The 21,352-nt window shown below is 74.6% G+C and carries 22 protein-coding genes; 9 read left to right on the forward strand and 13 right to left on the reverse strand.

The features are described from left to right. Positions 1 to 219 precede the first annotated feature (219 nt). The gene (locus OG556_RS32050) at positions 220 to 1,839 is read right to left on the reverse strand and encodes a N,N-dimethylformamidase beta subunit family domain-containing protein (RefSeq protein WP_371522312.1); all 1,620 of its coding nucleotides are present in this window, start codon (positions 1,837 to 1,839) and stop codon (positions 220 to 222) included. Between the two features lie 315 nt (positions 1,840 to 2,154). Between OG556_RS32050 and OG556_RS32055 the strand changes: the two genes are divergently transcribed. Next, positions 2,155 to 4,056 carry an amino acid transporter gene (locus OG556_RS32055; protein ID WP_371522314.1) on the forward strand — a complete coding sequence of 634 codons (1,902 nt, stop codon included), beginning with the start codon at positions 2,155 to 2,157 and terminating at the stop codon, positions 4,054 to 4,056. 16 nt (positions 4,057 to 4,072) lie between these two features. Here OG556_RS32055 and OG556_RS32060 read toward each other — a convergent pair whose 3' ends face one another. From OG556_RS32060 to OG556_RS32070, 3 genes are all read right to left on the reverse strand, one after another. After that, positions 4,073 to 4,342, reverse strand: coding sequence for a GlsB/YeaQ/YmgE family stress response membrane protein (locus tag OG556_RS32060; protein ID WP_350882685.1), 270 nt, complete (start codon positions 4,340 to 4,342; stop codon positions 4,073 to 4,075). A 192-nt stretch (positions 4,343 to 4,534) separates the two neighbouring features. Beyond that, on the reverse strand, positions 4,535 to 5,335 hold the full coding sequence (locus OG556_RS32065; RefSeq protein ID WP_371522316.1) for a HEAT repeat domain-containing protein: 801 nt from the start codon (positions 5,333 to 5,335) through the stop codon (positions 4,535 to 4,537). Between the two features lie 79 nt (positions 5,336 to 5,414). Next, the gene (locus OG556_RS32070; RefSeq protein WP_371523000.1) at positions 5,415 to 6,104 is read right to left on the reverse strand and encodes a TetR/AcrR family transcriptional regulator; all 690 of its coding nucleotides are present in this window, start codon (positions 6,102 to 6,104) and stop codon (positions 5,415 to 5,417) included. A 136-nt stretch (positions 6,105 to 6,240) separates the two neighbouring features. Here OG556_RS32070 and OG556_RS32075 point away from each other — a divergent pair, with 136 nt between their 5' ends. Next, positions 6,241 to 7,455 (forward strand): FAD-dependent monooxygenase, encoded by a 1,215-nt coding sequence (locus OG556_RS32075; protein ID WP_371522318.1) that lies wholly within the window; start codon positions 6,241 to 6,243, stop codon positions 7,453 to 7,455. Here OG556_RS32075 and OG556_RS32080 read toward each other — a convergent pair. Beyond that, positions 7,439 to 9,289 carry a hypothetical protein gene (locus OG556_RS32080; protein ID WP_371522320.1) on the reverse strand — a complete coding sequence of 617 codons (1,851 nt, stop codon included), beginning with the start codon at positions 9,287 to 9,289 and terminating at the stop codon, positions 7,439 to 7,441. The genes OG556_RS32075 and OG556_RS32080 overlap by 17 nt on opposite strands. A gap of 358 nt (positions 9,290 to 9,647) precedes the next feature. On the opposite strand from OG556_RS32080, the gene OG556_RS32085 reads away from it, so the two are divergent. Both OG556_RS32085 and OG556_RS32090 read left to right on the forward strand, forming a co-directional pair. Beyond that, positions 9,648 to 10,277, forward strand: coding sequence for a CBS domain-containing protein (locus OG556_RS32085; protein ID WP_371522322.1), 630 nt, complete (start codon positions 9,648 to 9,650; stop codon positions 10,275 to 10,277). A gap of 174 nt (positions 10,278 to 10,451) precedes the next feature. Further along, positions 10,452 to 11,102: a beta-glucanase gene (locus OG556_RS32090; RefSeq protein WP_371522324.1), complete on the forward strand. Its 651-nt coding sequence runs from the start codon at positions 10,452 to 10,454 to the stop codon at positions 11,100 to 11,102. Positions 11,103 to 11,112: 10 nt separating this feature from the next. On the opposite strand, the gene OG556_RS32095 is transcribed toward OG556_RS32090, so the two are convergent. Next, the gene (locus OG556_RS32095; RefSeq protein ID WP_371522326.1) at positions 11,113 to 11,484 is read right to left on the reverse strand and encodes a hypothetical protein; all 372 of its coding nucleotides are present in this window, start codon (positions 11,482 to 11,484) and stop codon (positions 11,113 to 11,115) included. 156 nt (positions 11,485 to 11,640) lie between these two features. On the opposite strand from OG556_RS32095, the gene OG556_RS32100 reads away from it, so the two are divergent. Then, positions 11,641 to 12,015: a hypothetical protein gene (locus tag OG556_RS32100; protein WP_371522328.1), complete on the forward strand. Its 375-nt coding sequence runs from the start codon at positions 11,641 to 11,643 to the stop codon at positions 12,013 to 12,015. 119 nt (positions 12,016 to 12,134) lie between these two features. Here the strand turns inward: OG556_RS32100 and OG556_RS32105 are convergent, their stop codons facing one another. Then, positions 12,135 to 12,545, reverse strand: a complete 411-nt coding sequence (locus OG556_RS32105) for an organic hydroperoxide resistance protein (protein WP_063350702.1) — start codon at positions 12,543 to 12,545, stop codon at positions 12,135 to 12,137. A gap of 117 nt (positions 12,546 to 12,662) precedes the next feature. Between OG556_RS32105 and OG556_RS32110 the strand changes: the two genes are divergently transcribed. From OG556_RS32110 to OG556_RS32120, 3 genes are all read left to right on the forward strand, one after another. After that, positions 12,663 to 13,136: a MarR family winged helix-turn-helix transcriptional regulator gene (locus OG556_RS32110; RefSeq protein WP_371522331.1), complete on the forward strand. Its 474-nt coding sequence runs from the start codon at positions 12,663 to 12,665 to the stop codon at positions 13,134 to 13,136. Between the two features lie 256 nt (positions 13,137 to 13,392). After that, positions 13,393 to 13,965, forward strand: a complete 573-nt coding sequence (locus tag OG556_RS32115) for an RNA polymerase sigma factor (RefSeq protein WP_371522333.1) — start codon at positions 13,393 to 13,395, stop codon at positions 13,963 to 13,965. Continuing rightward, on the forward strand, positions 13,962 to 14,651 hold the full coding sequence (locus tag OG556_RS32120) for a hypothetical protein (RefSeq protein WP_371522334.1): 690 nt from the start codon (positions 13,962 to 13,964) through the stop codon (positions 14,649 to 14,651). Before OG556_RS32115 ends, OG556_RS32120 begins: the two co-directional genes overlap by 4 nt. Positions 14,652 to 14,745: 94 nt before the next feature. Here the strand turns inward: OG556_RS32120 and OG556_RS32125 are convergent, their stop codons facing one another. From OG556_RS32125 to OG556_RS32140, 4 genes are all read right to left on the reverse strand, one after another. Next, positions 14,746 to 15,414, reverse strand: a complete 669-nt coding sequence (locus tag OG556_RS32125) for a GAP family protein (RefSeq protein WP_371522336.1) — start codon at positions 15,412 to 15,414, stop codon at positions 14,746 to 14,748. A gap of 345 nt (positions 15,415 to 15,759) precedes the next feature. Then, positions 15,760 to 17,184: an argininosuccinate synthase gene (gene argG, locus OG556_RS32130; RefSeq protein WP_371522338.1), complete on the reverse strand. Its 1,425-nt coding sequence runs from the start codon at positions 17,182 to 17,184 to the stop codon at positions 15,760 to 15,762. A gap of 245 nt (positions 17,185 to 17,429) precedes the next feature. Then, positions 17,430 to 17,960 (reverse strand): hypothetical protein, encoded by a 531-nt coding sequence (locus OG556_RS32135; RefSeq protein WP_371522340.1) that lies wholly within the window; start codon positions 17,958 to 17,960, stop codon positions 17,430 to 17,432. 97 nt (positions 17,961 to 18,057) lie between these two features. After that, a complete protein-coding gene (locus tag OG556_RS32140; protein ID WP_371522341.1) occupies positions 18,058 to 18,747 on the reverse strand; it encodes a rhomboid-like protein in 690 nt (229 codons plus the stop codon). A 266-nt stretch (positions 18,748 to 19,013) separates the two neighbouring features. Between OG556_RS32140 and OG556_RS32145 the strand changes: the two genes are divergently transcribed. Further along, a complete protein-coding gene (locus OG556_RS32145; protein WP_371522343.1) occupies positions 19,014 to 19,721 on the forward strand; it encodes a rhomboid-like protein in 708 nt (235 codons plus the stop codon). Positions 19,722 to 19,821: 100 nt separating this feature from the next. Here OG556_RS32145 and OG556_RS32150 read toward each other — a convergent pair whose 3' ends face one another. Both OG556_RS32150 and OG556_RS32155 read right to left on the reverse strand, forming a co-directional pair. Continuing rightward, positions 19,822 to 20,712: a YhjD/YihY/BrkB family envelope integrity protein gene (locus tag OG556_RS32150; RefSeq protein WP_371522345.1), complete on the reverse strand. Its 891-nt coding sequence runs from the start codon at positions 20,710 to 20,712 to the stop codon at positions 19,822 to 19,824. Between the two features lie 186 nt (positions 20,713 to 20,898). Further along, positions 20,899 to 21,228 (reverse strand): hypothetical protein, encoded by a 330-nt coding sequence (locus OG556_RS32155; protein ID WP_371522347.1) that lies wholly within the window; start codon positions 21,226 to 21,228, stop codon positions 20,899 to 20,901. Between the last annotated feature and the right edge of the window lie 124 nt (positions 21,229 to 21,352).

The following is a 21,352-nucleotide window of genomic DNA, read 5'->3' on the forward strand; positions in this document are numbered from 1 at the left end:
ATCGGTGCGGCGGACGGTTCCTCGCCCCGGGTGACGGGCTGGGCACGGCCGGCCACGGCCCGGAAATCCGTTCGACCGCGATGCGTGCCCGGTGCGCCGCGCCACCGACCCGATCCGTCGGTCCGGGAAATTTCTTCGAAGGCCCCTCACGGACAGCCCCTCACGGACAGCCCCTCGCGGACGGTCCCTCGCGGACGGTCCCTCGCAGCTCCCGGCGGGCTACGCCCCGCCGTAGACGGTCGCGAGGTTGTCCCGGGCCGGGTGGGTCAGGCCGGCCGGGCCGGTGGCGAAGGCGCGCAGGACGTTCTCGGTGACCCGGCGGACCAGGTCCCCGGCCCGGGCGTCGATCCCGTGGTCGGCGCTGCCGCCGCCGGGCCCGTGCGCGTCCAGGGCCTCCACCCAGCGCATCGTCCCGGAGGCGAACACCCCGGCGCCGCCCGGCACGGTGTAGTACGCGGTGTCGGAGTGCGAGCGGCGGCCCTCGCAGACCACGGGGGAGTGCGCGATCACCTCGATCGGACGCGGGGTGGGGAAGGCGGTGTCCACCCGGTCGTACTCGACGCCGACCAGGTGCGGGAACGACGCCCCGGCGGCGACGCCGGTGCCCTCGAACGCCCAGTGCTCCGGCGAGCCGACCACGTACGGGGCGTCCACCGGGTAGCCGTCGTAGATCACGCCGAGCATCGAGCTCTCCGGGTCGGCGCCCGGGCCGGTCCGGAAGTCGGTGGTCGCCGGGGCGCCGGCCTGGTGGCCCGGGTCCTGCGCCCACGCGTCCTTGTAGCAGACCACCGTCCGGTCCGGGCCCAGCTCCGAGGGTTCGAAGCGGACCCGGCGGAAGCAGCAATTGGCCCCCAGGACCGCCAGGTTGGTGCCGGCGTCGCGGGCCGCGACCACCTGGGCGCGCTGCTCGGGGGACCAGTACTCGTCGTGGCCGAGCGAGAGGACGGCGCTCGCGCCGTGCAGCAGTCCGGGCTCCCGGGCCACGTCGATCCCGGTGGTGTAGGCGAGCGGCAGCCCGAGCCGCTCGGCGAGCGCGACCAGCGGCGCCTCGTACACCAGGAACAGCCCGGCGCCGTGGTCGTAGTCGTAGGGCCGGTCGAAGACCACCCGCAGCGAGCGGGTGGCCAGACCGCCGGTGGGGCCGTTGTAGAGGCTGTACCCGCCCCACTCGTTGTACGCCTGCCAGGTGGCGGGGGCGCTCATCACGACCGTCCGCCCGGCGGTGGCGGCGGAGCGGACGGTGAGCGGGACGTAGCGCTGGCCGGAGCCGTCCTCGGCGTCCAGGCGCAGCAGGTAGGCGCCCTCGGGCCAGCCGGTGGTGTCCACGGCGAGGGTGCGCTGCCAGCCGGTCAGCACCGTCCTGGTCGCGGGGTCCACGTGCGGGGCGGGCTGGCGGCCGCCCGGGACGTGCTCGCGGCGCCAGACCAGGCGGGCGCGGGCGCCGTCGTACCAGCCGGTGCGGTAGGCGGAGACGGTGAAGGCGGCGGCCGGGGTGGAGACGTGCAGGCCGAACTGCTCGCCCGGCAGCACGCTGACCCGGTCGGCGAAGCCCTCGATGGCGTCGGCGGGGCCGGGGTTGGTGATCTCCCAGTCGCGCGCGCCGGGCAGGGACTGCTCCGGCGGGACGCCCACGTGCTGGGCGTCGGCGGTCGGGGCAGGGCCGTCGGGGGAGGGGCGCGGGGCGGGGCCGTCGGACGAGGAGTGCGGGGCGGGGGCCGGGTGGCGGGTGCCGCAGGAGGCGGTGGCCGCCGCCAGCAGGCCCAGGCCCAGAATCCCCCGCCGACTCGGTTCCGCCACCGCTGCCTCCCTGCTGTCCGTCCTCGGCAAACCCGCACGCATCCGTCGATCGCGCGGACATCCTCGCCGGTTCCGGGCGGTGCGTGCGGCCCGCCGCGCCGGGACGGGCAGCACGGTGGGGCGCCGTCCGCCACCGCCGAGGGCCGTCCGGGGCACCCCTGGCGTGTCCGGACGCGCTGCTCCCCGGCGGCACCGGTCCGGTCCCCTAGCCTGACCAGGCCCGCCGTCCGGCGGCCTTCGGGGGGCCGGAGCCGAGCGCGGCCGGCCGACTGGTGGACAGGGGTGCACGTGGTGTCGTCGGGTTCGGCCGATCCGGGGGTGGCACCCGCGACCCACGGCGCGAGGTTCCGGGCGTGGATGCTGGAAGGCCTGTCGGACATGGCCAAGCAGCACCCCGGCCCGCACGCCGAGGCGCCGCACGTCAAGGGCCAGCGCTGGTGGCGGGTGATGTGCCTGACCGGCCTGGACTACTTCTCCACGCTCGGCTACCAGCCCGGCATCGCCGCCCTCGCCGCCGGCCTGCTCTCGCCGCTGGCGACCATCGTGCTGGTGGTCGTCACCCTGCTCGGCGCCCTGCCCGTCTATCGGCGGGTCGCCCAGGAGAGCCCGCACGGCCAGGGCTCGATCGCGATGCTGGAGCGGCTGCTGTCGTTCTGGCAGGGCAAGCTCTTCGTGCTCACGCTGCTCGGCTTCGCGGCCACCGACTTCATGATCACCATCACCCTGTCGGCCGCCGACGCGACCGCGCACCTGGTGGAGAACCCGCATCTGCACAGCCTGCTGACCGGCAAGCAGGTGACGATCACCCTGATCATGGTGGCCCTGCTCGGCGCGGTCTTCCTCAAGGGCTTCAGCGAGGCGATCGGCATCGCCGTCGTCCTGGTCGCGGTCTACCTCACGCTGAACGTCGTGGTGGTGACCAACGGACTCTGGCACGTGCTGAAGGCCCCGCACGTCGTCGGCGACTGGACCGACGCGCTCACCGCCGAGCACGGCAACGTGATCGCGATGATCGGCGTCGCGCTGATCGTCTTCCCGAAGCTGGCACTCGGCCTGTCCGGCTTCGAGACCGGCGTCGCCGTGATGCCGCACATCGAGGGCGACCCGGACGACACCGAGGAGAAGCCCACCGGCCGGATCCGCGGCGCCCGCAAGCTGCTCACCACCGCGGCCGTGATCATGAGCTGCTTCCTGATCACCACCAGCCTCATCACCACCCTGCTGATCCCCGCGGACGCCTTCAAGGCCGGCGGCCAGGCCAACGGGCGAGCACTCGCCTACCTCGCCCACCAGAACCTCGGCAACACCTTCGGCAGCGTCTACGACCTGTCCACGATCGCCATCCTCTGGTTCGCCGGCGCCTCCGCGATGGCCGGGCTGCTCAACCTGATGCCGCGCTACCTGCCCCGCTACGGCATGGCCCCGCACTGGGCCCGCGCGGTGCGGCCCACCGTGATCGTCCTCACCCTGATCGCCTTCCTGGTCACCTGGCTGTTCGACGCCAACGTGGACGCCCAGGGCGGCGCGTACGCGACCGGCGTGCTGGTGCTGATCAGCTCGGCCGCCATCGCCGTCACCATCGCCGCCCACAAGTCGGGGCAGCGCCGCAGGACGGTCGGCTTCGCCGCGATCGCCGGGGTCTTCCTCTACACCACGGCCGTGAACATCGCCGAGCGGCCGGACGGCGTCAAGATCGGCGGCTGCTTCATCGCCGGCATCATGCTGGTGTCCTTCCTCTCCCGGCTCAAGCGGGCCTTCGAACTGCGCGTCACCGACGTGGTGCTCGATGTCGTCGCCGAACGCTTCGTCCGGGACTACATGCACCGCCCGCTACGGCTGATCGCCAACGAGCCGAACAGCCGGGACCTCGCCGAGTACCGCGACAAGATCCGCCAGATCCGTGCCGACAACGACATCCCGACCGAGGACGACCTGGTCTTCGTCGAGGTCACCGTGCTCGACCCGTCCGACTTCGAGGCCGAACTGACCGTGCGCGGCGAGGTGCTGCACGACCGCTACCGGGTGCTGACGCTACAGAGCTCCAGCGTGCCGAACGCGCTGGCCGCCCTGCTGCTGCGGGTGCGGGACCTCACCGGGCAGCAGCCGCACATCTACTTCGAGTGGACCGAGGGCAACCCCTTCGCCCAGTTCCTCAGGTTCTTCCTCTTCGGCCAGGGCGAGATCGCCCCCGTCACCCGTGAAGTCCTGCGCGAGGCCGAACCGGACCGCAGCCGCCGCCCGGCCGTCCACGTCGGCTGAGCCTGGTTCGTCCTGGTCAGCGGCTCGGGTGGGACTTGGTCCAGGCCGGGGCGACGAAGGCCACCAGGGCGACGGCGAAGCCGAGTTGGAGAAGGTGCCGGATCCAGTCGATGCCCGAGGTGTGGCGGACGCCGATCCATCCGGAGACGGCGTTGCCGAGCCAGGCCCCGGCGGCGCCGAGCAGCATCGTCAGCCACCAGGGGATCGACTGCGGCCCGCGCAGGATCAGCTTGGCCAGTACGCCCAGCACGAAGCCGATGAGCAGAATCCACAGGAGCTGGAACATCGCAGTCCACCTTCCGGGCGCGGCCGGACTGACACCGGTGCGCCGAATCGCCGAGACGCGGTTCGTCCCATGATCGCCCGGATCGGCCGAACGGGCACGTCGGGAGCTTCCACGGCTCCGGCTGCACCTGCTCGGTCCCGAGCTTCACCGACGGCTCCTGACGGCTGAAGCGCGTCTCCTGACGGCCGGCCCTCAGCGCTCCAGCGCCTCCTCGACGGCTTCGCGGACGTCCGGGTGCGGGTCGTTCGCGAGGCCGTCGAGGAGGGCGGCGACACCCGGGGTGGACCAGCCGGCGACGGCCCACACCAGTTCCTCGCGCACGGCCGGGTCCGGGTGGGCGGCCAGCCGGGCGAGACGGTCCAGCGGGCCGCGGCGGCGGCGCCCGAAGCTCTCCAGGGCGGCGAGCAGTTCGGCGGGGTCGCCCGGCTCGCCGGCGGCCTCGATCCGGGCGAGCAGGACGGGCACGGGCGGCGGCGGGGCGTCCAGCGGGTGCTGGTGGCGCTCGCGCAGTCGACGGCTGCCGTACCCGCCGACGGGCTGGCAGCCCATGCAGGGGCAAGGTCGGGTGCCGTGGGCGTTCGGCTGGTAGCGCCAGCCGGCGACCTGCGGCACGCCGCGGATCCGGTGGACCTCGCGGGCGCCCACCGCGCGCGGCACGAACACCTCCCAGCCGCGCGGGTCCGCCAGTTCGGCGATCCGCCGCACCGCCTCGGCGGCGGATACCCACTGCTGGGCGTCCCTCGCGCGGTCCCGGTAGTGCCCGGCGAGCACCTGCTGTGCGTCGTCCAGCCGGAGGTGCACCGCGACCAGCGAGCCCCCGGTGCCGAACCGGGCCAGTTCGCGCAGCCACTGGTGGGTCAGCGGGTACGACGGCAGTACCGGGAAGCAGTACAGCCCGCGCACCCCGCCCTGCCCCCGGCTGTCGGCCCGGATCCCGGCGCGGCGGATCCGCGGCGCGTTCGCCGCGGTGGTCAGGTGCACGAACATCGCCATGGCCCGGGATGCTAGCGGCCGACCGGACGCGGGCCCATCGGATTTCCTCGCGGGGCGGGGCGCGGCGGGGCCGGTGGCGTCAGGCGGTGCCCGTGCGGCGGGTGATCAGGGCGGCGAGGCCGTCGAGGATGCGGTCCAGGCCGAAGTCGAGGGCCTGGTCGCGCCCGTCCTCCCCGGTCATGGCGGCGGCCAGGGCGGGGTAGCGGTCGGCGTGCTGGTGCACCAGTGTGCCGAGGGCGGTGAGGAGTTCGGCTTCGGGGGAGCCGTCGGGCCCGGCGGCGCGGGACTGCTGGGCGATGCTGCGGACGTGTCCGGCGAGCAGGACGGCGGCGTCCATCCGCTCGGGGCCGGTCAGTCCGTGGCCGTCGAGGGCGGTCACCACCCCTTCCAGCCACGTGAGTTCTTTCGGGCCCATCACCCGGGGGCCGACGGTGGCGTCGAGCAGCCACGGGTGGCGGCCGAATGACTCGGTCAAGTGGTGTGCCCAGGCGGTGAGTTGGGCCCGCCAGTCGTGGGCGTGCCGGTCCTGCGGGGGCTCGCCGACGGCGGCCTCGACCATCAGGGCGACGAGTTCGGCCTTGCCGGGCACGTAGCGGTAGAGCGACATCTTGGTGAAGTCGAGCAGCCCGGCGACCTTCTGCATCGAGACCGCGCCCAGGCCCTCGGCGTCCGCGATCTCGACGCCAGCCGCCGCGATCCGCTCCAGGCTGAGGGCCGGTTTCGGCCCGCGGGTGGGCTTGGCCGGGGGGCCCCAGAGCAGCCGCACCATGTCGTTCGCCGCCTCGCTCACATTCCGCTCCCGTTCCGGGGGTTGCTCGTCCGACCTAACTGCGTCTACCGTACACAGCAGCAAACAGTATCCACCGGACGCAGTTTCTCGATCCTCTCGGACGGAGTGGTTCCCCATGAGCACCAAGGTCCTGATCTCGGGCGCGAGCATCGCCGGCCCCGCCCTGGCCCACTGGCTCGGCCGGTACGGCTTCGAGGTCACCGTCGTCGAACTCGCCCCGGCGCTGCGCGGCGGCGGCCAGAACGTCGACTTCCGCGGCCGCACCCACCTGACGGTGCTGGAGCGGATGGGCGTCCTCGACGAACTGCGCGCGCTCGACACCGGCGGCAGCCCGATGACCTTCCTCGGCTCCGACGGCAGCCGACTCCTGCACCTGCCCGCCGAGTTCGCGGGCGGCGAGCTGGAGATCCCGCGCGGCGAACTCGCCCAGCTGCTGTACCGGCACAGCCGCACCCGCGCCGAGTACGTCTTCGGCGACTCGATCACCGCCCTGGAGGAGACCCCGAGCGGTGTGCGGGCCGCCTTCCGGCACGGCGCGCCGCGCGAGTTCGACCTGGTGATCGGCGCCGACGGGCTGCACTCCAACGTCCGCCGGCTCGCCTTCGGCCCCGAGCAGCGCTACGTCCGCCACCTCGGCTACTACGCGGCCACCTGGCAGTTCCCCAACGACCTCGGCCTGGCGCCCGGTTCGGTCGGCCTCAACGTCCCCGGCCGGCTTGCCTCGATCGGCGCCGATCACCGCGACCCGGCCCGCGCGGGAGCCTTCTGCCTCTTCGCCTCGCCCGAGCTGCGCTACGACCGCCACGACCAGGAGCAGCAGAAGGCCCTGGTGCGGGACGCCTTCGCGGGCCTCGGCTGGGAGGTGCCGCGCCTGCTGGAGAGCCTGCGGCACGCTCCTGAGCTCTACTTCGACTCGATCAGCCGCGCCGACGTCCCCACCTGGTCCAGCGGCCGGATCGCCCTGCTCGGCGACGCGGCCTGCGGCGCCACCATCGGCGGCATGGGCACCGGCACCGCCGTGGTGGCCGCGTACGTCCTGGCCGGCGAACTGGCCCGGGCCCGCGGCGACCACCGCACCGCCTTCGCCCGGTACGAGCAGCTGCTGCGCGGCTACGCCGAGGGCTGCCAGAAGGGCGGGGACCGCACCGGCCCGTTCCTGGCGCCGCGCACCGCCACCGGCCTGCGGGTGCGCAACGGGCTGCTGAACCGGCGCTGGGTGCTGAACCGGATGCTGGAGCTCGGCAAGCAGGTCTCCAGCGTCGAGCTGCCGGACTACGAGCTGCCGGAGTACGCGGGAGAGTCGGCCGGCCGGTTCAGTGCGGCGGGCTGATCCGGGCGCCGCCGTCCAGGGCCGCCTCCACCTGGACGGTCGCCCGGGCCGGGCGCTCGACGGCCAGCGTGTGGTCCGGGGCGGGCCGGTCGGCGGACCAGTCCGGGCCCTTGACGGCGAGCCGGCTGACCCGCCGGCTGCCCGCCGCGAGCAGGAACTCCGCCCCCTGCGGGGAGCGCCACCAGGCCCAGCCGACGACGTCCTGCTCGAACCGGCTGCACGCCCGCCCCGGGCCGCCGCCGGTGCGCTGCGGGCCGCGGGCGGTCGGCAGCAGGACGGCGGTGGCGGCGCTGCCCTCACCGGTCCAGCGGTCGGAGCGCAGGCAGACCCAGGACGCCGAGCCCGCGTTCTGCGGCAGCGGCTGCACCGCGAAGGCCCACAGGTTGAGCTGCTTGACGCCCGGCGTGCCGTCCGGGACGGCGCAGCCCGCGCGGGCCCAGGCCAGCAGCGCGTCCTGGCCGGTGGCCTCGCGCGGCTCGCGGGCCGGCTGGGCGCGGTCCGGCGGCGGGGAGTAGGTGAGGTGCGCGGGGACGAGCCCGCCGAGGTCGGTCAGCAGGAAGGCGTGCTTCTCGGCGATGGTGGGGGAGGAGTGCAGCTGGAGCACCGTGGCGCCGTGGCAGTCCGCGAGCCCGCCCCCGGGGACCGCCGCCGTGACCCCGTCAGGGTGGTCCAACGGCCGCGCGGGGGAGTCGGGTTGGTCGATCCGGCGGGTCTCGGCGGCGTCCACCCAGGGGGCCAGCAGATAGCGCACGGCGGTGCCCTGGCGGCGCAGCGCCACCGCGCCCGCCGTGGTCACGTCCGAGTCGTCGGCCCGGGCGAGGTCCAGGCCGCCGTCGCGCCCGTCGGTGTAGCGGGCGAGCCGCCGGCCGTCGAACAGCACCACCACGGCGGCGCCGTCGACCGTCCCCGCGAACAGCAGGGCCGGCGGGGCGACGGGCGGCGTGACGTCCACGCCAGGCTCGGCGCGGGTCTGCGGGCCGGGCCGCTCCCAGGCGGCCAGGGCGCGGCCGAGCAGCGCGCCGTCGTCGCGGCGGTCGCCGCGGGCGGGCCAGGCGGTGAAGTCGACCCGCGCGGTGTGCTGCCACCGGTCCGGCTCGACCCGGGTCAGGCGGGCCGGGTCGGCCGCGGTGCCGACCGGGGCGGACGCGGGGCGGGCCACGGGCGCGGCCGGCCCGGAGTCGGCCACCACGGCCGCCGTCGTGCTGAGTCCGAGCAGGCCGACCAGCAGCGCGGCGCTCCACGTCCGGCGGCGGCGCAGCAGGTCGGTGGGCTGGACCCTTACCGCGCACGGGTCGAAGGCGGGCGGCTCCGGGTCCGCCCCGGCGGTCACGCCGGCCGCCGCCGCGACGGCCTCCTCGGGGTGCGCGACCCCGGCCCGTCGCAGCGCCCCGGCCGCCTGCTCCGGCGTCAGCCCCTCCACCGCGCGCAGGGCGAAGGCCGCCCGGGCGGGGGCGTCGAGGGCCGCGAGCGCGTGGTCCAGCGCCGCGTCCTCCTCGCCGCCGTGCGGGGTGAACAGCCGCAGTCCCCAGATCCGGGGAGCGGGCAGCCGCCGCGCGGGGTGCGGCCGCAGCGCGGCGCGCAGCACCCGCAGGCGCAGTGCGGCGTACACCGGGTCCTCGTCCGCCACCGGAGGACCGGCCGGGCGGGTCCAGCGGGAGGGCAGGGCGCGCTGGACGGTCGCGTGCGCGGCCAGCACCCGGCTGTGCCGGTCCCGGTCGGCGGGCAGCGCGAGGTACGCCAGCCGGGCCAGCCTGCGGTAGTGGCGCACCAGCGCGGCCTCGGCCTGGGCCACCGGGCGCGCCGCGGCGCCCTGCGCAGGCGATGCCGCGCCCATCGTCCGTCCTGCCAACGTGCCCTCCCCGGATGCCGTGCGTGCTGTCGTGGTGGACGGTCCAACGAGTCGATCATGTGATGGTTGCGCCGTCCGGGTCACCGGGTCGGTGGGTCGCCGGGTCGCGGGGTTCGTGACTCGGTGGTCTCGGCGGGGCGGCGGGCGGGCGGTGGTTCGGCGCGGTGTCGGATCCGCGTTCGGCGGGCGGGCCCAAGGTCCCACCCGTTCAGCCCCTTGGCCCCTGGCGGCCCGTGCCGCCGGGCGCGATGCTGCCGGTACCGGCCGGGACGATCCGCGCCCGGCCGCAAGAGTGTCGTGGACGAGGTGAACCGGCGTGCGGCATGCCACCGTCGAATCAGTGATGACCAGCCCCGTGGTCCGGGTCGCGCCCGAGACCGGCTTCCGGGAGATCGTCGCGCTGCTGACCGAGTACGACATCACCGGGGTGCCGGTGGTGGACGCGGAGGGGCGCCCGCTCGGGATCGTCTCCGAGGCCGACCTGCTGCGCACGCTGGCCGCGCAGGAGGACCCGGGCGCGCTGCTGCCCGCCCCCGAGGCGGCGCAGGCCGGCCCGGGCGGTTCCGTGACCGCGGCCGACCTGATGACCGGGCAGCCGGTCTGCACGACCCCCGGGACCAGCGTGGTCGCGGCGGCCCGGCTGATGAGCCGGCACGGGCTGAAGCGGCTGCCGGTGCTGGACGAGGACGGGCGGGTGACCGGCATGGTCAGCCGCGGGGACCTGCTGCGCGTCTTCCTGCGCGAGGACGTGGTGATCCGGCGGGAGATCGTCGAGGAGGTGCTCGGCCGGATCGAGGGGGTGAGCCCGGCGGAGATCGGCGTCGAGGTCGATCAGGGTCGGGTGGTGCTCAGCGGTACGGTGCCCGAGCCGCACCTGGTCCCGATCGTGCTCAACCTGTGCCGCTCGGTGGACGGCGTGGTCTCGGTCACCGACCGGCTCGGCGCGGGCGGGGCGGCCGCTCCGGTGGGCTGATCCGTCGATCCGTCGATCCGTCGATCCGTCGATCCGTCGATCCTGCGATCCGACCGCTGCGCGCTGCTCCGGCCCGGACGTCCCGCTCCGCATACTGCGGAGCGTATCGGGTAACTCACCCTGTGTGCCTGGCGGGTCGAACTGCCGGGGCTCCGGAGCACAGGGGAGGCGGCCGTGGCGGTCGTGTTCGACGCGGACTTCACTTCGACCAGACAGTGGACCGCCGGGCGCAGCAGTGCCTACCCCCGGATGGGTCCGACCAACCGGAGCGACCACAAGCTCGACTACCTCGGCCGCGGCTACTGCCCGGGCGGCGTGTTCAGCGCCACCCGGCGGCTCGTCGGCGGGCTCTGGACGTGCAACCTGCTCACCACCGAGGGCAGTCCGGACGGCTTCCAGGCCCGCACCGGCGACCAGCTGTCGGCGCGCATCACGCTGCCCGTCGGGCTGGGCGCCTGGCCGGCCGTCTGGACCTGGCGGAACGGCGGCAACGAGGTCGACCTCTTCGAGTACCACCCGGACCACCCGGACCTGTTGGAGTTCTCCAACCACGTCCGGGGCGGGTACCGGTACTGGCACGGCGCCGGCTCGGGGATCGCGCCCGGGGCGACCTTCGACCTGCGGGTGGTGCTCGGCGCGAACTCGGTGGACTGGTACGTCGAGGACGAGCTGGTCTACGCGGACCTGCACGGGGTCGGCCCCAGCTGGCAGGCGTACCTGATCGTCAACCTGTCGGTCGCGGACGGCACGTACCACGACCGGCCGCCGCTGCAGGGGCCGGACCGGCTCAGCTGGGTCTGCCACAGCCTTCAGGTCGAGCGCTGAGCGTCCCGCCTCACGGGGCGAAGGTGGCGGTGACCGGGCCGCGCGGGCCGGAGCGCTGGAACCAGACCGTCCGGCGGTGCGCGCCGATGTGCGCGGGGTGGGCCACGTACAGGTCGTCGCGCGGGGCGCGTTCGTTGCCGGGGGCCAGGGCCGCGTCCACGGCACGGGCGGCGATGGCGTGCAGCAGGGCGGTGGCGGTCGCGTCGGCCGCGGGCGGTGCGATGGCGAGCGCGGTGAGTTCGGCCCAGAGCGCGGTGGAGACGTAGCTGATCGGGGAGTGGCCGAGCGCGGGGTGGGGGCGGTGGTCCCCGTGGCGCCGCAGCACCCCGGCCGCGACGAGCTGCTCGGGTGAGCGGTCGTCGGCCGGCGGGTGGTGGTTCATGGGCGGCAACGCTACCCCGGTGGGCCGGGCGCTGAGTGCCGGAACGTTTTCTCAGGCTTTCTTCAGGGTGCTTCGGTCCGGTGCGGGCGCACGATGGTGGTGAGGCGCTGGTCACCTCGGCGGGCCCCGGCTGCGGGGCCGGAGGAGGAGGTCCCGATGAGGTACTGGCACGGACACGGCCACGTCCTGGGTGGCTGGGGCATCGGCGTGATGGCGGTCCTGACCCTACTGGTCCTGCTGGTGCTGGTGCTCGCCGCCATCGCCCTGTTCCGGTACCTGTCGCGGTCGCGCCGCCCGCTGCCGCAGGGCCCGGCGGGTCCGGGCGCGACGGGTCCGGGTCCGGGCGTGGGCTCGGGCTCGGCGGCTTCGGGTGCGGCGGGGCCTGGATGGGGCGCGCCGCACGGCGCGGCGGCCGGGCCGACGCCCGAGCAACTGCTCGCGGAGCGGTTCGCACGTGGCGAGATCGACACCGAGGAGTACCGGCACAGGCTCGACACGCTGCGCTCGGTGAACGGGCCGGGTGACGGCTGAGCCGGGGTGCGGACGGGCCCGCCACACGGTGGTGCGTGTGGCGGGCCCGTCCGCGGTGCCGGCCTGGTCGACGTAGGCGTAGCCCGTTCGGCCTACTCGGCGTGCGTGGCCTGCCGGTCCTATTCGACGACCAGCTCGACCGGGATGTTGCCGCGGGTGGCGCGCGAGTACGGGCAGACCTCGTGCGCCTGCTTGACCAGCTGCTCGCCGGTCCCGTCCGCGAGCGCCTCGGGCAGTTCGACGCGCAGCACGACGGCCAGGCCGAAGCCGGCGCCGTCCTTGCCGATGGACACCTCGGCGGTGACCGAGACCTCGCTGGTGTCGACCCGGGCCTGGCGGCCGACCAGGCCGAGGGCGCTGGCGAAGCAGGCCGCGTAGCCGGCCGCGAACAGCTGCTCGGGGTTGGTGCCCTGGCCGCTGCCGCCGAGCGCGGGCGGCATGGCCAGCGCGAGGTCCAGCTGCCCGTCGGAGCTGACGGCGCGGCCCTCCCGGCCGTTGGCGGTGGCGGCTGCGGTGTAGAGCGCGTCCATGGTCGGTTCCCTTCGTGTGTTCCGGCGGCCGCCCGGGCCGCCCTCTCGAGATAAGTAGAGCACGCAATTCAATTGCGCACAACTAAATGGCGTGAGGGTGATCGGTACCATGGAGTCATGACCACGCTCCCCGGCATGGCGGACGAGGAACTGCTCCGCCTCGACCAGCAGATCTGCTTCTCGCTGAACGCGGCCTCCCGCGCCTTCGGCGGCGTCTACCGGGTGCTGCTGCGCGACCTCGGGCTCACCTACCCCCAGTACCTCGTCCTGCTCGTGCTCTGGGAGGACGGCGACCTGCCCGTCAAGCGGATCGGCGAGCGCCTGCGGCTCGACTCCGGCACGCTCTCCCCGCTGCTCAAGCGGCTGGAGGCGGCCGGACTGGTGCGGCGCGAGCGCAGCCCGGAGGACGAGCGGTCGGTCACCGTCAGCCTCACCGCCGAGGGCTCCGCCCTGCGCGAGCGGGCCGGACAGGTGCCGCGCCGGCTGTTCGACGCGACCGGGCTGCCGGTCGAGGACCTGGCCGCGCTGCGCGTACTGCTGGAGCGGGTGACCGCCGCGCTGGACTCCGCGGTGGTGGAGTCGGCGCCGTAGTCGCGGTACCCGCCCTGTCAAGTCGGACGGCCCGCGGCCTGTGACGTGGGTCACGTGCGTCTCGGTCCCGGGCTCCTGTCGGGGTCGAACCGGCAGGTCAGCGCCGGTTTTCGAAAGTGAACGGAAACGGTCGCCAATTGTCCGCCCGATCCGGTCAACAACCCGGGCCGCCCGGACGGTTACACCACGAGCCCCCAGGGGCCGTCGGCGTGCCACCCGGTGGGCCGGCCAGCTGACCCACGAAAGGGGGGCGCGTGTGCTGAACACCCCCGGGCCGGGCGAGAAGCGGGACCTGCGGGCGGACCCGCTCGGCGCGCTGCCGGCCGACTTCGAGGCCTTCTTCACCCGCGAGCACCCGGGCTACCTCCGGTACGCCCAGCAGCGCCTGCGACATCGCGAGGACGCGCAGGACGCCGTCCAGAACGCGGGCGCCACGCTCTACAAGAACTGGCGCCGCGCCCTGGCCAGCGCCGACCCGCAGGCCTTCGCCTTCAAGATCGTCAAGGACGCGGTGGTGGACCTCCTGCGCGAGCGCCGCCGCGCCGAACGCAAACGGCTGCGCGTCATCGCGCAGCGCCGGCCCGACACCAGCCAGGACGAACTGGACCAGCTCGCCGAACTCGACGCGCTGGACTGGGCGATGGAGGAACTCGCGCGCGCCGCCCCGGTCCAGGCCGACGTCGTCCGGCTGCGCCAGGCGGGCCTGTCCTACCCGGACATCGGCCGCAACCTCGGCATCGCGCACACCACCGCCCGCACCTACTACAGCCTCGGGCGGCGCCACCTGGAGTACCTGCTGGAGCAGCCGGACGACGGGCAGGCGCCGTGAAGGTCACCGAACTGCTGCGGGCGGACGCCGCCCTGCTGGAACACGAGTTCCGCGACCACGACCCGGCCGCCTTCACCCGTCGGCTGGCCGAGCGGCTCGCCGCCGCCCGCCGGCCCGCGCCGGCCACCCGCGAACGCCCGGCCCGCCCGCCCGCGAACGCCCGGCCGCCGCACGCCTTCGGCGAGCCCCCGTGGGCCGGCGGCCGGACCGAGCTCCGACGCGACCTGCGGCACCTGTGCGCCACCGTGGCGGGCGCGGTGGAACCGGGCGAACTGGCGCTGGACCTCGAACTCGCGGAGAAGACGGCCTTCCGCACCCTCGGCTGCCTGCTCTACGGGATGGGCCGCACCGCGGACGGCGTCTTCTGGTGGCGGATCGCGACGCAGTACGGCGACCAGCTGGCCGTGCACTGCCTGGCCGTCCACTACGCGGCCGAGGGCGAGACCCGGGACGCGGCCCGCTGGGCCGCCCAGGCCGAGGACCTCAGCGCCCCCGGCCACCTGCCGGCCCTGGCCCCGGACGCCGGGCCGGGCGGCGCCGCGCAGTTGGCGCGGGTACTGGCCGAGCGCTACGACGGCGAGATCCTGCTGACGCTCAGGGACGTGCTGGCGGTGCGCCCGGGGGCGGACGGCGGACGGCTGGGCCTGCGGTCGGTGCGGGGGAGAGGGGTGGTGCGCATCCGGTGAGCCCAGGGGGGTGGGGCGCTGGTGGGCGGGGGCTGTGGTGGCGCGGGGACCGGGGCCGGTGGCGTTGACGGCGGGTCGGTTGCCGAGGGCCGGCTCACGCGAGCCCCGTGATGGCGTCGCCGACGTACTCGGCCCCGATCACGGCCAGCACGGTGGTCGTGATCGCCGTGCTGTGGGTGGCCAGCCAGGCCTTCCACTCCCCGAGGGTCCGCGCCGAGCGGTCCCCGCGGAGGAGGTGGACCACGAGCGGAAGCAGTGTGCACAGCGAGCCGATCAGCACCATCAGCGCGGCGGCCACCGCCCTGCCCCCGACCCCGGCCGTACTGGCGGCGATCGAGGCCGCGCCGCCGACGGCCAGCGCCAGGTTCTTCGGGCCGGCCGTGACCAGGGCCGCCGCGAGACCGGCCGACCGGCCCGCGCTGAAGCGGCCCACCTCCCGCATCCACCTCGGCGGCGCGGTGACGTGCCCCGCGCGGGGCCGGTCGCGCCACTGCTTCCAGGTCATCAGGACGAACAGGACGCCCAGCGCGAGCTCCAGCCAGTACGGCCAGGCCGGCCGGCCGCCACCCGGACCCAGTGCGCTGCCCGCCGCCACCACGACCGCCACCACCGCCGCCAGGCCGGCCGCCCAGCCGGCCGCGAAGGCGAGCCCGATGGTCCGCCCGCGCGGTGCGGCCAGCATCAGGACCACCGCGACCAGCGCCGGCGGGCTGATCGCGATGCCCACCGCCGACGCCAGCATCGAACCGACCGCCTCGCCCATCCCGCTCCCGCCTCCTCGCCGTCGCCCGGGCTCGCCCGGCGCAGCCGCCGTCCGGGCCCGTCCGGTGGAGCCGCTGCCCGGGCCCGTCCGGTGAAGCCGTCGCCCGGGCCCGTCCGGTGAAGCCGTCGCCCGGGGCGTTCCGTGAAGCTGTCGCCCGGGCCTGCTCCCGCCGGGCACACGTCTGCCCCATTCAGCTACGCCCGGGGCCGCCGTGCACGGCCGGGGCCGCTGTGCGGGTGAGGTCCGGAGGGCTCGGGCCAGGAACGGCCGCAGTTCGCCCGGAACCGCCGAGGGCCGCCGCACCGGTGTGGTGCGGCGGCCCTCGGCGGTGGTCACGGCAGCGGATCAGTCGTTGCCCGACTCGATCGCGGCGCTGTCGAGCGCGGTGGACTTGGCCGCCAGCGCCTCGGCGTCGGGCCCGGCGGCGGCGATCGGTGCCGCCCCGCCGGGGGCCAGCTCGCCGATCAGGCCGCTCCACGGCGCCAGCTGGCCGTGCACCGCGTACTGCTCCAGCTTGCTGCGCGAGTCGGCGATGTCGAGGTTGCGCATGGTCAGCTGGCCGATGCGGTCGTCCGGGACGAACGCGGCGTCGACGCTGCGCTCCATGGACAGCTTCTCGGGGTGGTAGCTGAGGTTCGGGCCCTGGGTGTCGAGCACCGAGTAGTCCTGGCCGCGGCGCAGTCGCAGCGTGACGCTGCCGGTGACCGGCTGGCCGACCCAGCGCTGCAGGCTGTCGCGGAGCATCAGCGACTGCGGGTCGAACCAGCGGCCCTCGTACAGCAGCCGCCCGAGCCGACGGCCCTGGGTGTGGTAGGTCGCGACGGTGTCCTCGTTGTGGATCGCGTTGAGCAGCCGCTCGTAGGCGGTGTGCAGCAGCGCCATGCCGGGGGCCTCGTAGATGCCGCGGCTCTTGGCCTCGATGATGCGGTTCTCGATCTGGTCCGACATGCCCAGGCCGTGGCGTCCGCCGATCCGGTTGGCCTCGTGCACCAGCTCGACGGCGTCGGCGAACGACCGGCCGTTGATGCGGACCGGACGGCCGAACTCGAACTCGATCGTCACGTCCTCGGTCTGGATCTCGACCGCCGGGTCCCAGAAGGCCACGCCCATGATCGGGCTGACGATCTCCATCGAGGTGTCCAGGTACTCCAGCCGCTTGGCCTCGTGAGTGGCGCCCCAGATGTTGGCGTCGGTGGAGTAGGCCTTCTCGGCGGAGTCGCGGTACGGCAGGTCGCGCTCGGAGAGCCAGGCGGACATCTCCTTGCGGCCGCCGAGCTCGGTGACGAAGCGCTGGTCCAGCCACGGCTTGTAGATCCGCAGGCTGGGGTTGGCCAGCAGGCCGTAGCGGTAGAACCGCTCGATGTCGTTGCCCTTGTAGGTGGAGCCGTCGCCCCAGATCGAGACCTCGTCCTCGCGCATCGCGCGGACCAGCAGGGTGCCGGTCACGGCGCGGCCGAGCGGGGTGGTGTTGAAGTACGTCTGCCCGGCGGAGCGGATGTGAAAGGCACCGCAGGCGAGGGCGGCCAGGCCCTCCTCGACCAGCGCCGCCCGGCAGTCGACCAGCCGGGCCTGCTCGGCGCCGTAGGCGCGGCCGCGGGCCGGGACGTCGGCGAGGTTCGGCTCGTCGTACTGGCCGATGTCGGCCGTGTAGGCGTAGGGGACGGCGCCGTGCTCGCGCATCCACGCGACGGCGACGGAGGTGTCCAATCCACCGGAGAATGCGATGCCGATCCGTTCACCGACCGGCAGCTTGCTCAAGACCTTCGACATGCATGCACCCTTGACCCGCGAGGCGCGGGCTCCTGACTTAGCGACGTGTGAGGGGATTCGGCGTATCCGATGCCCGCACTCTGGCATAGGTTTGCAGAGTACCGCAAGAGCATACGATCGGCTCGGCGAGGGGTGGCTGCTCCTGTTGCCGCCCCCCGCCGTGGCCGATCGGTGGTCGCCTGGCCTCAACCCGGCTGTCTCCCCGGCGCGTTGGGTGCCGGGTGCCGGGTGCCGCGGGAGGGGCGTCAGGAGGCGCCGTCGGCGTCCGGCCCCTGGGCGCGCAGGCGGCGGACGTTCTCCAGCGACTCGCTCAGTTCGGTGAGCCAGGTGTCGGAGTGGCTCTGCACCAGGCGGACACACCAGGCGAGCGCCTCGCTGCGGCTGCGGGCGACGCCCGCCTCCACCAGGGTGTCGAGCACCTGCCGTTCGGGCTGGCGCAGCCGGGTCATGACGGGGGCGGAGACGGTGGTGAACATGCCCCTCAGGTCGCCGCACTCGGCGCCCCAGGAGACCTTGCGGCCGTAGCGGCGCTCGGCCTCCCGGGCGACGGCGATCCGGGCGTCCCTGGTCCGGTCGCGGAACTCGGCGATCCGGCCCTCGAGCGCCGCTTCGCGCTCGGCGTCCGGGGCCGTCCGGTCGAGGGTGGGCTCGGTGATGCGGCCGACGACGGTGATCTCCTCGCGGTCCGCGGTGATCTCGACGAGATCGGTGAACAGGTCGGCGGGGAGGCGGCCGGTGAACCACCCCCGGAGCTCTTCGGGTGAGGTTGTAATCATGTAATCAGCATTACTCGGGGTAGGGGTGATCGCAAGACCCCGGGGAGGAGCGCCGGGAGGAGCGCCGGAGGAGCGCCGGAGGAACGTCGGAGCGCCGTCAGTGTGTGGCGGAGACTGGCACCCGGGCCCGGGCTCGCGCCCGGGTGCGCAGCCAGGGCGTCTGGGCGGCCAGTGCGCCGAGGCCCAGCGCCACCAGGTGCCCGGCGTCGGCCAGTTGCTGGTCCAGCGCCCAGGCCACGGCCAGCCCCAGCCCGAGCGCAGGCAGCCCGAACCGGCGCAACGGGGCCGGGCCCAGGGCCAGCAGGCAGCCGGCGGTGCCGACCAGGCCGTAGCTGATCCCGACGTCACGCGCCCGGGACAGCGCCCCCGGGATCCGGACGGTGAGCATCACCCACATGGCGCCCTCGGTGAGCAGGGTGGCGCCCAGGTGCCCGAAGACGAAGACCGCGCCGGCCCGGGCCGGGCCCCAGCGCCACTCCGCCAGGCCCAGCACCACGGCCACCGCCGCGATGCCCGCCCAGGCGGGCACCCCGTCGACCACCAGCCCGCTGGTGAACATCGTCCACCACTTGCCGACCTCCATGTGGTGGACGTTGCTGCTGTTGTGCCGGACGAACCGGGCCCGGGCGCCGTGGCTCTGGCCGGCCAGCCAGCAGGCCGTCGCGGTCAGCAGCAGCACGTACACCGTGGTCAGCCGTAGTCGCTCCGCCACGCGCAGCGCCGGATGCCGCGCGCCGGGGCCGGCGTCGATACCCGCAGGTGCGGTCGTCGTGCCGCGCTCGCTCATCGTGCCCGTCGCCCTCGCTGTGCGGTCCCGGTGGTGCCGCCCGGCAGCCCCCGGCGGCCCGTTCCGGGCGGTCAGAGCGCCAGCGTACGCCAGCCCCGGGGGATCTCCTCGCGGACCGAACTCGCGTTCGGTGCCTGGGCGCCCGGGGTCGGTGCGTAGTCGGTGCGTAGACCGTCCGCGAGACCCGGTCACTCGAAGGGCGCACCGCGTGGGCGCGCCCGGAGGCGCCCCGGGTGAGGGTGAAGGGAACCGTCGAGGAGGCGCCGATGACCGGTGGCACCACCAACGCGCCCGGACACCGGCGCCCCTGGTGGGCACGGCTCGCGCACGCGGTCCTGACCTACGTCGGCCGGGCCCCGGGCACCTACGTCTGGCTGGCGATCCTGCTCGCCACCACGCAGGTGATCCACCACGTCGACAGCGCGACCGCCGACCGGATCCTGGAACGGCGCTCGACCAACCTGCACCACCTCCAGGTCTCACCGGTGCGCGTGCTGATCACCAGCGCGCTGTGGATCGCGGGCGGCGGGTGGCTGAGCTACTTCCTGCTCTACAACCTCTTCCACGTGCCCGCCGAACGCTGGCTCGGCACCCTGCGCTGGATCTCGGTCGCGATGATCGCGCACGTCGGCGCGACCTACCTCAGCGAGGGCGTGCTCGGGTGGGCGATCCACCGCGGCATCGCCCCGCCGAGGGCCGTCTACACCCTCGACTACGGCGTCAGCTACGCGCTCGCCGGGGTGGTCGCGGTGCTCACCTATCTGATCGTGCGGCCCTGGCGGTATCTGTACGTGGCCGGTGTGCTGGTCTTCTACGGCCTGGGCGTCGTGCAGAGCCGGGACTACACCAGCATCGGCCACTTCAGCGCCGTGCTGATCGGCCTGGCCTGCTACCCGCTGACCCGGGACCGCCCGGGCTCCTGGGACCCGGTCGCCACGGGCCGGCTCGTCCGACGGCGGCTGCGCCGGCGTTGACGGTGGTGGCTGCTCCGTGGTGGCTGTGTCGTGGTGGCGGCGGTGGTCGGTGGCTGCGTCGGGGTGGTGGCGGCGTCGGGGTGGTGGCGGCGTCGACGGATCAGCCGGTGCGCGGGGGGCCCGGGGCGGGCGCGCCCAGGTAGACGTTCAGTGGGGGCCCCTGGGCCAGTACCGCCCCCGCCGTGACGGAGAAGGTGATGGCGGCACAGAGCGCGATCAGCCAGGACAGCAGGATCAGCACCAGCCCCAGCGAACCGTACTGGGCCAGACTGCGGTTCAGCGCGCCCGGCATGTAGACCCGGGCGGTCAGTGACATCGCGGTGGCCGCGGCGGCCGTCAGCAGCGCGCCGGGCAGCAGCGGCAGCCAGCCGACCCGGGCGCTCAACAGCAGGTGGGTGGTCCACCACCAGACCACGAAGGACGCCGCGAAGGTGAGCGGCAGGCCCAGCCAGAAGCCGACGCCGAAGCCGTCCCGCAGCGAGCCCTGGAAGACCAGCACCATCAGCCAGGCCACGATCCACAGCAGCCACCGCCAGCCCGCCGCCCGGGTACCGGCCTTCGGCAGCCGCCAGGCGTGCTCGCAGACCCGGGCCACCGCGCGGCTGCAACTGGTCGCCGACAGCAGTGCCATCAGCAGGCCGATGATTCCGGTGGTGCCTCGCAGGTCCCCGTTGCCGTACAGCGCCTGGCGCAGCTCCTGATCCGAGGCGCCGGAGACGCCGAACAGCGCGCGGAGCGAGGCCACCAGCTGGTCCCGCACATCGGCCGGGGCGAACGCGGCCACCGCGAACAGCAGCGGTACGGAGGTCAGGAAGATCTGGGAGGCCATCCGGGTGGCGGCGTCCAGCAGCCCGGGGGAGAGCAGCCGGGCCGTCAGCTCGGTGATCACCGGGAAGCGTCGCTCGGCATCGACCCGTGCCCGCTCCCACCGCCCGCGGCCCCGGGCCAGCCGCTCCCCCCAGCGGCCGGCGGCCTCCCTCACCGACCTCATCCCTCGGTCCTCCCGCAGCGGGGCAACGATCCGCCCCAGTCAAGGCCAGCCCGGCCCGCCCCGCCACCGGAGGTGTCCGTCCGCAGGAGGGTGGGCGGCGTCGGGCGTCGGGCGTCGGGCGTCGGGTGCGGGGGATCGGGGCCGGGGCGCGGGCGAGGTGCGGTGTGGCGTGGCGGGGTCGTGGGCCTACCGACGGGGCGGCGGGCTCGTGGGGCTCGTGGGGTTCCGCCCGATGAGCGCGTTGAGCACGTTGAGGGCCGCCTTCTTGCGCTGGGCCTTGCGCGACCAGACCGCCGGGCAGACGACCCCGAAGAAGAACAGCAGCACCACGACGAGGCTCGGGGCCGCCGAGATGATCGCGATGGTGTTGTTGCTCTGGAAGCCGGCCGCGACCGGGCCCGCGCCGGTCGCGGCGACGCCGGCCGGAGCGAGCCAGCGGGGGCCCGGTGCGGGCGGTGCGGTGCCCGTGGCCTGGGCGCTTCCGCCCGACGCGGGAATCCCCGTACCCTCGTGCATGTAGTTCTCCGGGTGTTGATGGGGCTACGAGTGATGACGGCTTCCTGTTGGCGCAGGGAGCCGTCGCTCCGTTGTGGGGCGTACGGCTCGTACCGACAGTGGCTACGATGACAGAGCCGTGGAA

It is taken from the genome of Kitasatospora sp. NBC_01300 (genome assembly GCF_041435235.1).
GTDB lineage: Bacteria > Actinomycetota > Actinomycetes > Streptomycetales > Streptomycetaceae > Kitasatospora.